Annotated in this window: 12 protein-coding genes and 1 other RNA gene; 12 read left to right on the top strand and 1 reads right to left on the bottom strand. The window is 51.5% G+C overall.

The window, feature by feature from the left end; translation table 11 throughout:
* From RW092_RS08370 to RW092_RS08345, 6 genes are all read left to right on the top strand, one after another.
* The coding region (locus RW092_RS08370) for a UDP-N-acetylglucosamine 1-carboxyvinyltransferase (protein ID WP_316009971.1) at window positions 1-1253 on the top strand (1253 nt) is incomplete at its 5' end.
* 112 nt (window positions 1254-1365) lie between these two features.
* On the top strand, window positions 1366-2727 hold the full coding sequence (gene rho, locus RW092_RS08365) for a transcription termination factor Rho (RefSeq protein ID WP_085170381.1): 1362 nt from the start codon (window positions 1366-1368) through the stop codon (window positions 2725-2727).
* Window positions 2728-2786: 59 nt separating this feature from the next.
* Window positions 2787-4055 carry a radical SAM family protein gene (locus tag RW092_RS08360; RefSeq protein WP_316009972.1) on the top strand — a complete coding sequence of 423 codons (1269 nt, stop codon included), beginning with the start codon at window positions 2787-2789 and terminating at the stop codon, window positions 4053-4055.
* 101 nt (window positions 4056-4156) lie between these two features.
* Complete coding sequence (rpmE, locus tag RW092_RS08355; protein ID WP_016314610.1) at window positions 4157-4354, top strand: 50S ribosomal protein L31; 198 nt, start codon at window positions 4157-4159, stop codon at window positions 4352-4354.
* Between the two features lie 115 nt (window positions 4355-4469).
* The gene (locus tag RW092_RS08350; protein WP_316009970.1) at window positions 4470-5144 is read left to right on the top strand and encodes a hypothetical protein; all 675 of its coding nucleotides are present in this window, start codon (window positions 4470-4472) and stop codon (window positions 5142-5144) included.
* Window positions 5145-5150: 6 nt separating this feature from the next.
* Window positions 5151-5441, top strand: a complete 291-nt coding sequence (locus RW092_RS08345; protein WP_157274763.1) for a hypothetical protein — start codon at window positions 5151-5153, stop codon at window positions 5439-5441.
* A gap of 135 nt (window positions 5442-5576) precedes the next feature.
* Here the strand turns inward: RW092_RS08345 and RW092_RS08340 are convergent, their stop codons facing one another.
* The gene (locus tag RW092_RS08340; RefSeq protein ID WP_028539105.1) at window positions 5577-6833 is read right to left on the bottom strand and encodes a stalk domain-containing protein; all 1257 of its coding nucleotides are present in this window, start codon (window positions 6831-6833) and stop codon (window positions 5577-5579) included.
* Between the two features lie 186 nt (window positions 6834-7019).
* Here RW092_RS08340 and ffs point away from each other — a divergent pair.
* The 6 genes from ffs to RW092_RS08310 all read left to right on the top strand — a co-directional run bounded on the left by ffs (window position 7020) and on the right by RW092_RS08310 (window position 10946).
* Window positions 7020-7286: signal recognition particle sRNA large type (gene ffs, locus RW092_RS08335), an RNA gene on the top strand.
* Between the two features lie 126 nt (window positions 7287-7412).
* Window positions 7413-9182 (top strand): DNA polymerase III subunit gamma/tau, encoded by a 1770-nt coding sequence (gene dnaX, locus RW092_RS08330; RefSeq protein WP_316009969.1) that lies wholly within the window; start codon window positions 7413-7415, stop codon window positions 9180-9182.
* 97 nt (window positions 9183-9279) lie between these two features.
* A complete protein-coding gene (locus RW092_RS08325; RefSeq protein ID WP_009226830.1) occupies window positions 9280-9591 on the top strand; it encodes a YbaB/EbfC family nucleoid-associated protein in 312 nt (103 codons plus the stop codon).
* Window positions 9592-9618: 27 nt separating this feature from the next.
* Window positions 9619-10218: a recombination mediator RecR gene (recR, locus tag RW092_RS08320; protein WP_016314604.1), complete on the top strand. Its 600-nt coding sequence runs from the start codon at window positions 9619-9621 to the stop codon at window positions 10216-10218.
* A gap of 212 nt (window positions 10219-10430) precedes the next feature.
* Complete coding sequence (locus RW092_RS08315; protein WP_051135041.1) at window positions 10431-10649, top strand: hypothetical protein; 219 nt, start codon at window positions 10431-10433, stop codon at window positions 10647-10649.
* 33 nt (window positions 10650-10682) lie between these two features.
* Window positions 10683-10946 (top strand): pro-sigmaK processing inhibitor BofA family protein, encoded by a 264-nt coding sequence (locus tag RW092_RS08310; protein WP_016314602.1) that lies wholly within the window; start codon window positions 10683-10685, stop codon window positions 10944-10946.
* Window positions 10947-11306: the final 360 nt, after the last annotated feature.

The following is an 11306-nucleotide window of genomic DNA, read 5'->3' as shown; positions in this document are numbered from 1 at the left end:
AGAAATTAATGATTCGTGGCGGACGTCCGCTGCGCGGAAGCGTTTCGATCAGCGGCGCCAAAAACAGCGCGATAGCGTTGATTCCAGCTGCGATCTTGGCAGAATCCGAGGTGGTTCTGGATAACTTGCCGATATTAAGTGACGTGGCGGTATACTCGGAGATTTTGGAGGAGCTGGGTGCCCGCGTCCTGTGGGATGGCAATCAGATGCGTATCGATCCCACCCATATTCGTTCCATTCCGATGCCCAACGGGCCGGTAAAGAAGCTGCGAGCTTCCTATTATATGATGGGGGCTTTGCTAGGACGTTTCAAAGAAGCGACCATCGGTTTGCCAGGGGGTTGCAACTTTGAACCTCGTCCAATTGATCAGCATATCAAAGGATTTGAAGCTTTAGGGGCGACCGTGACGAATGAACACGGCGCGATTCATTTGCATGCAAAAGAGCTGCGCGGGGCGAAGGTATACCTGGATGTCAGCAGCGTTGGAGCAACCATTAACATTATGCTGGCGGCCACAAGAGCCAAAGGCGCTACAATTATCGAAAATGCGGCGAAAGAGCCTGAAATTATAGATGTGGCCACTTTGTTAAACTCCATGGGAGCGGTAATTAAAGGGGCCGGTACGGAGACGATCCGAATTGAAGGCGTTACGGAACTGAAAGGCTGCCGCCATTCTATCATTCCTGACCGGATCCAAGCCGGGACTTACATGATTGCTGCTGCGGCAACCCGGGGCGATGTCTTGATCGACGGCGTGATTCCGAAACATCTGGAGGCGTTGACGGCCAAGCTGCTGGAAATGGGTGCTCATGTGGAAGAGCTCGATGAAAGCATTCGAGTGATTGGACAACCAGAATACCAACATGTTGATGTCAAGGCATTAGTCTACCCGGGGTTTCCGACGGATATTCAATCGCCGATGACCAGTTTGTTGACGCAGGCGAAAGGGGTCAGCGTGCTGAGCGATTTTGTCTACAGCAATCGATTTAAGCACGTGCCGGAGCTGGTACGGATGGGCGCGAAAATCCGCGTCGAAGGCCGTTCTGCTATCATCGAAGGCGGACCGCTGAATGCGGCGAAAGTGAAGGCGGCGGATTTGCGCGCCGGGGCCGCGCTGGTTGTAGCTGGACTTACGGTGCCGGAAGGTACGACAGAAGTCTTTGGCGTGGAGTTAATTGACCGAGGATATGACCATCTGGTGCCCAACTTACGGGCATTGGGTGCAGATGTATGGCGGGAGATGGAAGAATAACTTTCCGTTTTTGCGCATAAGTTGCCAAGGATAGGGCATAATAGGCGAGTAAGTCTATCATTACGCCATACTTCATAGTTTTCAATAAAATTGAATAGGTGGTTATTTTAATATGGATCTTCAAATCGCCGATTTGGAAGGGATGAAGCTTACCGAGCTGTACAAGCTGGCGAAGCAATATCAGATCCCTTATTACGGCCAATTAAAGAAGAAAGAATTGATTTTTGCTATTTTGAGGGCACAGGCTGAACAAAGCGGTCTGATGTTTATGGAAGGCGTGCTCGAGATTTTGCCGGAAGGGTACGGTTTCCTCAGACCGATCAATTATCTGCCCAGCACGGAGGATATTTACATTTCTGCATCGCAAATCCGCAAGTTTGATCTGCGCACCGGGGACCTGGTCTCCGGGAAGTGCCGTACACCGAAGGAAAATGAGAGATATTTCGGCCTCCTGCAAGTCAACGCCGTCAACGGTGAGAACCCGGCCATTGCGGCGGAACGTCTGCATTTTCCAGCGCTGACTCCACTCTATCCGCAGACCAAATTGGTGCTTGAAACTTCCCCAAATCATTTATCCACCCGCATTATGGATTTGCTTGCCCCGGTCGGACTCGGCCAACGCGGTTTGATCGTGGCACCGCCTAAAGCAGGGAAGACTTTACTGCTGAAGGAAATTGCCAACAGCATCTCCACCAACAATCCCGACATTGAGTTATTCGTACTGTTGATCGACGAACGTCCGGAAGAGGTTACCGATATGCAGCGTTCGGTCAAAGGCGAAGTGATCGCTTCTACGTTTGACGAGCTGCCGGAGAACCATATCAAGGTGGCGGAGCTTGTGCTGCAGCGCGCTTTACGGCTGGTGGAGCACAAGAAGGACGTTGTGATTTTGCTTGATAGCATTACGCGTCTTGCACGTGCCTATAACTTGGTGGTTCCGCCGTCAGGGCGTACGCTCAGCGGGGGGATTGATCCGGCTGCGTTCCATCGTCCGAAGCGGTTCTTTGGCTCAGCCCGGAATGTGGAAGAGGGCGGCAGCTTGACGATTTTGGCAACGGCTTTGGTGGATACCGGTTCGCGGATGGACGATATTATTTATGAAGAATTTAAAGGTACGGGGAATATGGAGCTGCACCTGGACCGGAAATTGGCGGAACGCCGGATCTTCCCGGCAATCGATATTCGCCGCTCCGGTACACGGCGTGAGGAAGTGCTCCTGAGCAAAGAAGAGCTGGATACGATCTGGTCGATCCGGAAGAACATGAACGACTCTTACGACTTTGTGGAAGGCTTCCTCAAAAAGCTGCGCGAATGCAAGACGAATGCCGAATTCCTGGCTTCTTTTGATGTGTCCGGGAACAATTCGGGCGGCAGCAATGGCGGTGCACGTCGTCCGGTGCGGTCGGGCTCTACTTCCTCGCGGTCGAGTTCGGCTTCTACGGGCGCTGGCACTACGCAAAATACTACGGTTTAAAGAGATCTCTCGGGAGGGCTTGCTTGGCTTCCCGCGATGAATACAAAGAGGAGAACAACATGTACTTAGTGTATGCAGATGAACAAGGACAGGTCTATGATCATCCGTCGCTGTACGGCTTAGCTCGCAGTGCGGATATGATCGTAGAGATTATGGAGGATGAGCTGATTCCGCTTCCTGAAGGGGCGACGTTGGTGGGCTTGCCGTCCACCCGACCAATCGGAATGGACCCGGAAACGGGCGAAATGAAGCCGCTCCCTGGGAATGTTCAGGCGGTCGGCGCTCTGCTCCCGCAAGGCTATACCCGTCTTTGTTTGCCGGGGTATGTGAAGACGGACAAAGATTATAAGCTGCCTTTGTTCGGGTATTCTGCGGTGGTTTGGAAGGACGGTCAGTTTTACGTGACCGCGCGCCTGTCGGATGATCCCGAGAAGTGGAATCCGCTCAATTGTGATCCTCTTGAACTCAAAAGTCAGGTGAAGGCCTACACCTCCCGTTATCCAGAGAATCGGCTGTACGAACATTTATCGAACTGTGCGTTAGGTTATGAGTGCCTGACCGCATCCAATACGTTTTTGAATCGCTGGGAAGGGGCCGTTCCCGTTTCCTATTCTTGTAATGCGGGCTGCTTCGGCTGCATTTCTGAACAACCGGATGACAGCGGATTTGTCTCCCCGCAGACGCGGATGAACTTCCGCCCGCGTGTCGAAGAGCTGGTGGAAGTGATGCTGGAGCATCTGAAGACGCCGGAGTCGATTATCAGCTTCGGCCAGGGGTGTGAAGGAGAACCGTCCACTCAGGCCAAGTTGATTATTGAGGCGATTCGTGAAGTGCGGCGCCAGACGGATATGGGGTACATTAATATCAACACCAACGCGGGGCTCACTGATCATATCCGCGGGATCGTTGATGCCGGCTTGGATCTAATGCGGGTCAGCACAATTAGCGCACTGGACGATCACTACAATGCCTACTACAGACCGCGTCGTTATTCACTCGCGAATGTGGAGAAATCGTTGAAGTATGCGGCAGACCAAGGGGTATATACCTCGATCAACTATTTGATTTTCCCTGGTGTTACGGACCGGGAGGAAGAAATTGAAGCGATGATCGAATTCGCCCGCCGCACCAATCTGAAGCTGATTCAACTGCGTAACCTGAATATCGATCCGGAAAGCTATCTGGAATTGATTCCGAAGGCCAAAGGGGAGATTCTTGGAATGAAGCAGGCGATTGAGATTTTTCAGGAGGAACTGCCGGACGTGGTCATCGGATCGTATACACATGTGCCGCCGGCGGAATTGGCCCGCGTCAAGGTGCGAGGATAAAACAGGCAATTGCGCGAAAGGTTGCCCCGTGCTATAATGCGTTTGTGTGTCATATAACTCTGGGCACGACTGAGGCTCAGGGCGGAAAGAGGTGAAAGAAGATGAAAGAAGCAGTTCAACCGAAATATTACGTGACTACTGTAACTTGCGCTTGCGGTAACACGTTTGAGACGGGTTCCGTGAAACAAGACCTGCGCGTTGAAATTTGCTCCAACTGCCATCCATTCTTCACCGGGAAGCAGAAATTCCTGGATGCTGGTGGACGTGTGGATAGATTCAAAAAGAAATACGGTATCTAAGATACCCTTGCACAACAAGCGAAATGACGAAGAACGTCTCTGCCGATCTGATGATGGGCGGGGGCGTTTTTTATTTTTTTCAAAGTTAATTTTTCAAGAGTGGGAGGGGACGGCAGTGGACTTTGATCAGGCGCATCACTTGTGGTTGGACACGCATCGTAAACGCCGTTCGGGTGAGCGAAAAGACCGCTTAGAACGAGGGCATGGGCATGGCGAGCAGTTGTTTTTGCGTAATATATGGTGGCCTTTGCGGGGGAATTTGGATCATCTTCATCCGGAGTATGAGATTGCGGATTGGCGGGGGCGCCCGTATTTTGCGGATTTCGCTTGGTTAACAGAGGCTGTGAAGCTCATTATCGAGGTGAAAGGCTTTGGACCGCATGTTCGCGATATGGATCGTACAATGTATAGCCGGGAGCTGAACAGGGAGGTTTTTCTGCAAGCTATGGGGTACCGGGTGGTTTCCCTGGCCTATGATGATGTGGAACGGCAGCCGGAAATTTGCATCATGCTGCTTCGCATGCTATTGAGCCGATTTGAGGTGTCTGGGCAACAGGCGGATCTTCCCAAGCTGGCGCTGAAATCAACATTATTGCAGGCCGTTCAGTTAGGCAGACCCATTCGTCCGAAGGATGTTGAGGCGCAACTTGGTGTAAATCATCGAACGGCGGTGCGATATTTACAGCAGTTGTGTGAGCTGGGTTGGCTGCAGGCACGTTCCAGCGGTGAATCAGGTCGGGTTCGGATGTACGAGGTGATTCGGCGGGATTGGGATGCGTTCGATTGGTGAGTGGGAGTGGATCCGCTGTTGCTAAATGCAAAAGTGCAGTTGAGCAAGCGCGAGAATGAGGGAATTGGCATGATGGAATGTAAAAGTGCAGTTCAAAAAGGCGGCATAGCGGCGATTTGGCCGCAGAAGGCGGAAATGGACTGCACTTTTGCAGTTAAAACGGCAACATGGTGTGAAATTGGCGAAATGAACTGTACTTTTGCATTTAAGCGGGGCAATGTGCGATCTGGGGGCGGAGGTCAGGGGCGGCGCGGTGTACCTTTCGGCTGGTTCACTGTTGCGATAGAGATCGGATGACGGAAAGTGGCGTATAATCAGCCGGTTGGCGATTGTGATCGGGGGTGGCGACGAGCGTACAAACTAAAAAAAGGTCGGAGACGATAGCCGACAACGGTCCGCTCTTCATCTCCAACCTGCCTAATGAGGAATAACTTACTTCTTAAACTCCACAGTTTCCTTCAAACCATTCCATTCTTCGCTCTTGATGATGCCGAGGCGCCATAGGGCGATGCCCTTCAGATCATAGCGTTTCGCCAGTCCGATCAGCGTTTTGACGGTGTTCTGGTCCTCGCTGTCCATATTTAGCCCCAGGAGCAGCTTGCTGGCGCTTGTCTCTTTCAGAGCCAGGCGGATCGCTTCGTCCACTTTGTCTGCGGGTTGCGGCCGGCCGCTATTGTTTCCTTGGAGATAATCGTAAGCCATGATCACGATTTCGTCCGTCAGCGCTCCCAGCGTTTTGTAGTCATAACCTTGATAGGATGAGTTCAGCGGGTGAAGCGCCAAGGACAACTTGAGGCCAGCCGCCCGGGTTTGTTTTGACAATTCTTTGACGAAGTTGTTAAAAGCTTGCCGCGTTGCCGTCTTCTCTGTCGTTAAGCCAAGCCCCTCGAAATCGAGCATAATCCCTTGAAATGACTTCGCAGTAGCAGCATTCACCATATCGGTTATCGCCTGCTGCTGTAGGGCTGGATCCTCCAAGATCCGGGTCAATTCGCCTTTTCCATCGCTGGCGAAGACCATCAAATAAGGCAAGGTACGTGCCGATGCCGCTTCATTTACGAGGCTATCTGCCGTCACGTTGCCCGCGGGTTGCGGAAGTCTAAACACATCCCCCGTTTGCGTAAACTCTCCTTTCTCGTTGATCCGGCTCCAGCCGAAAGCAACAGCGTCCAGACTCGGAATCATTCCAACATCTGAGAAGGAGGAAATAGCATAGAACCCCAGCGTATACATCCGTTTTTGCGGGGAGGCGATGGATACGGTCCGAGAAGATTGGTCCCACCCGACCTGGGCCCCAAACTGCTGACTGAAGAAGCTAAGCGGAATCAGGGTATTGCCTCCAACGGACCGGGGCGCAACTGCCAGTGGCACGGAGGTGCTGTTCACTTTGGCCGTTTTGTTGTTCAGCGTTAACTGAACATGAATAGCTTCAGCGCCTGTGCCTTTAATCGCGGTAATCGTTTTGGAAGCTTGGTTCCAAGTGACGTTGATGCCAAGCGCTTCGGATATGGAGCGGAATGGAACCAGCGTCGTGCCGTTTACAATCATGGGTTCACCTGCAAAATCCAGCGGGTATCCGTCCAGCAAAATTCGAACCGGGGATGCCGCTTCAACCCGGGATGATTGCAAGCCGACCAAGCCGCCAGCTAGCAGGGCGATGCTCAGCAAGAGCTTCCCAATTATTTTCATTTGTTTCCCCTCTCTCACTCACTTCAATTTTCCCATTTCCTTATTCTATTAATATAGCAAAATATAACTAGAGTTGCATGAGAGCGCGCGCACAACTCAGTGATAGTCGAGGCATAAGCAAGGCAAATCCGCCAACTTCTTCCCTCCGGTTGCATTTTAGACAGGCATGAGCTATACTTAGTTTCACCGTGCTAGATGGGGAGGTAGCGGTGCCCTGTAACTCGCAATCCGCTATAGCGAGGTTGAAGTCCTGTTAGAGGTCTTGCCGATGTGAGGCCGGTCTTTACGGCAGACGTTGACGGACGGGTCCTCCGCAAGGAGTACCTGTGAACCTGGTCAGGTCCGGAAGGAAGCAGCCATAAGCAGTCCTACTCCTGTGCCGGAGGGCAGCCTGTCCCGAGTCTTGCCGTAAAGGTGCCGCTCGGATCGCAATGATCGATAACAGGTGCACGGTACATATTGGATCAGAATACATCTTTGTCTGCGGACAGGGGTGTTTTTTTTGTACATAGACCAAAAGGCTATAGTATAATAAGGGAACGACAACCGTCGTTTAAGGAAAGAAAGAGGTGCCGCAGAATGGAGCATATTGCGCTGTACCGGGCTTGGCGGCCGCAGTCGTTTCAAGACATGGTGGGGCAGCAGCATATCATTCGCACATTGCAGAATGCGATCCGTGAACAGCGGCTGTCGCACGCTTATTTGTTCAGCGGTCCGCGTGGAACCGGGAAGACCAGTGCGGCCAAAATTTTGGCCAAGGCGGTCAACTGTGAAAAAGGACCCGCAGCAGAACCCTGCAACGAGTGTGATGCATGCCGGAGAATCACGGCCGGTGCTGTCATGGATGTACTTGAGATTGACGCCGCTTCCAACCGGGGGGTTGAAGAAATCCGCGATTTGCGCGAGAAAGTGAAATATGCCCCTACGGAAGTGCGGCAGAAAGTTTATATTATCGATGAAGTCCATATGTTAACGACGGAAGCGTTTAATGCGTTGCTGAAGACTTTAGAGGAGCCGCCTCCACACGTCATGTTTATTCTGGCAACCACTGAACCGCATCGTTTGCCGGCTACGGTGATATCGCGTTGTCAGCGTTTTGACTTCCGCCGGGTATCGTTGGAAGAGCAAAGCGAACGGCTGCAGATGATCTGCGAGCAAGAAGGCATCGAAGCGGAGAAGGAAGCCATCGAGTATATCGCCCGATTGTCTGACGGCGGGATGCGGGATGCGTTAAGCATCTTGGATCAAATTGCTTCCTTCTCGGGGCGCAAGGTCTCTTATCAGCAGGTGCTGGACATGACCGGCGGCATCGCCTCCCGGCAGTTTGCCGAGCTGGCCAAAACGCTGCTTGACGGCGATATCGGCGGGATGCTGCAGATGATCGACGGCTTCATGCAGGAAGGCAAAAGCGCAGACAAGTGCATGGAGAACCTGCTTTACTATTTCCGTGACTTGCTGATGGTCAAAATGGTGCCGCAAGCGGACAAGTTGACGGAACGTGTGCTGGATCCACAGGATTTTGCGGAGATTGCCGAGGGCTTCTCCAAATCGCAGCTGTTCCGAATCATCGATACGCTGAACCACTATCAGACCGAAATGAAATATGCCGTGCAGCCCCAGACTTTGTTTGAGGTTGCTCTGTTGAAGATCTGTACGTTTGGCAAAGACGGCGCCGAAGAGCACCCAGCAGGGGCTCGCAGTGCTGGAACGGGAGGCGGAGCATCCGCTGATGCTGCTGAGGTCCAACAACTGCGGCGCCAGCTTGCAGACTTGGAGGCGAAGCTGGAGCGGGCTTTGCAAGGCGGGCTTGCCGCCGGTGGTTCTGCCTCGGGCGCGGGGGCTGGAGGCAATCGCCCATCGCGAAGCCCTGCGCCGCGCGTCGCCTCGAAAGCCAAAATCCCCGCAGGGATGGATCATTATCTAGCCAACCGCAATAGCCCGGAGTTCTTGGACATCCAGCAAAAATGGAATCAAGTACTCCAGGCTGTCAAGGATGCCAAAATTACAGTCCATGCGTGGTTTGTGAACGGAGAGCCTGTATCCATTCTGGAAGATAATGTGCTGGTGGCGTTTAAGAATGATATTCACCGGGAGACCACCGAGAAGCCGGCCAATAAACAAGTCATTGAAGCGGTCCTGGAGCGTCAACTGGGCAGACCGTATCACTTGGTCACCATGATGCTGAAGGATTGGAACGATGCGCTGCAAGGGGCGGGCGAACGGTCAGACGGTGAACCGTTCGAGCTGGAGCATCCACCGGAGGAAGGCGCGTCTGGATCCGGGAAGGAACCTTGGGTGGACGAAGCGCTAAATATGTTTGGGGATGATCTGGTCGTCATCAAGGAATAACCCAACGAATGGCTTGAGATAGGCACCAGATTGTGGTTATATTTTTCCATTTATTGCATGATGTGCATGTAGACCAAATTAAGGAGATGTGAAGCAGATGAACAATATGAATCAAATGATGAAACAAGTGAAAAAAATGCAGGAGCAAATGCTCAAAGCACAGGAAGAACTGGCCAACAAAACCGTAGAAGGCAGTGCGGGCGGCGGAGTCGTTACCGTGCAAGTGAACGGTCACAAAAAAGTACTGAACTTGACGATCAAACCGGAAGCAGTAGATCCAGACGATGTGGAAATGCTGCAAGACTTGGTGTTGACTGCAGTGAATGACGCTTTGACGAAGGCGGAAGAATTGGCAAACCAAGATATGGGCAAATTTACAGGCGGAATCAAAATTCCAGGCCTGTTCTAATTCTAGGAACTGAAGGAGAAGGCCCCATTGTATTATCCCGAACCGATCGCGAAGCTGATCGATGCTTTTACTCATTTGCCTGGTATTGGGCCGAAGACGGCAGCCAGATTGGCCTTTCATGTGCTGAACATGAAGGAAGATGATGTCATTGATTTCGCTAAAGCGCTGGTCAGCGTGAAGCGGAACCTTCATTACTGCTCTATCTGCTGTAACATCACGGATACGGATCCGTGCCGGATTTGTCAGGATAAGACGCGGGACGCTTCCGTGATTTGCGTTGTGCAGGAATCTAAGGACCTGGTCGCCATGGAGCGGACGAAGGAGTTTGATGGTTACTATCATGTGCTGCAAGGGGCAATCTCGCCGATGGAAGGCCTAGGTCCGGATGATATCCGGCTGAAGGAACTGCTGAATCGCTTAAGTGATGAACGAGTGAAGGAGCTTATCTTGGCAACTAACCCGAACATTGAAGGGGAAGCGACGGCGATGTATATCTCCCGTCTTGTGAAGCCCTTTGACATCCGCGTCACCCGGATTGCCCACGGGTTGCCGGTCGGCGGCGACTTGGAGTATGCGGATGAAGTGACATTATCCAAGGCGTTAGAAGGACGCCGAGAAATTAATTAGTCTTTTTTCTATCGCTTGAAACGAAAGAACTTTAAGCCCTGAATTCCGTTGGGGCTTAAGGTTCTTTTTGCTTTTTTCGACGATGCGAAGGTTCTAAGTTTGTCCTTTCCCCGATACACATGAAGTAAAAAACGGATGGGGAGGCGATTGGCTTGAAGATCTTGAAGCGCTGGGGAGTAGGGCGCTCAAACCTGGCTCACAGGAAAGATGCGATGGCATATAAGCGAGAACTGTACGAAGAAGTGATCAACGCATTAAAAGAGTGGGAGCGGGCCAGCATCGCTTTTCAGGAGGCGGTAGGGCATGATGAAGTGGACGTGGCGATCTACACCCTGGAGGCGGCTGAACGCAGGTATCAAATTCAACTGAAGGCGGCGAAGCAGGCGAAGGTCGATTGGGATGCCTTTCGGAATGGTTCATATTTTGGCTAAGCTCAAGACCATTTGATTATGAGGTGAGTGAAAATGAAGCTGGTACTGATCGGTACGTTAGTTGTGTCATCGGCATTGTTACTGTACATTTTATTTTCGCGTAAGATCGGTTTAGCATGGCTTTCCCGTTTGGGGTTACATGTTGTGCTTGCGGCGCTTGGCCTTTATGTGATTAATTTCTCCGGTTTATTAACCGAAGTGTATATCCCGTTAAATCCGGTGACGTTAAGCACGGTATTGGTTCTTGGACTTCCCGGCGTCGCGCTGTTGGTTGGCCTAAAATTAACCATGATCTAGGAGTTGACGGAGCTTCAATTTCTGTGGTACATTATAAATCGCTTCTCCGAGAGGACAAGCTGGACAAGACCTTCCGATGATGATTTTTAAAAAAAAGGTCTTGACTAAAGAAAAGACACTGTGATATATTATAAAGGTCGCTGCTGAAACAAAGAACGGCGACGAAATGAAAGTTTGATCTTTGAAAACTGAACAACGAGTGAGTAATAAATTGAGATTAAAGGATGAATTTCAAACCGGTGTACTTCGGCCTTGAAATTCGATCCGATCTCGTCAGTTTTTTCTAAATGAGCAAGTCAAACACTACTTTATTGGAGAGTTTGATCCTGGCTCAGGACGAACGCTGGCGGCGTGCCTAAT

Origin of the sequence: Paenibacillus sp. 3LSP, from assembly GCF_032465655.1 — a bacterium.
In the GTDB taxonomy this organism is placed as follows: Bacteria; Bacillota; Bacilli; order Paenibacillales; family Paenibacillaceae; genus Fontibacillus; species Fontibacillus barengoltzii.
Note: the sequence above shows the minus strand (reverse complement) of the source record. Positions and strands in the feature narration are given on the sequence as shown.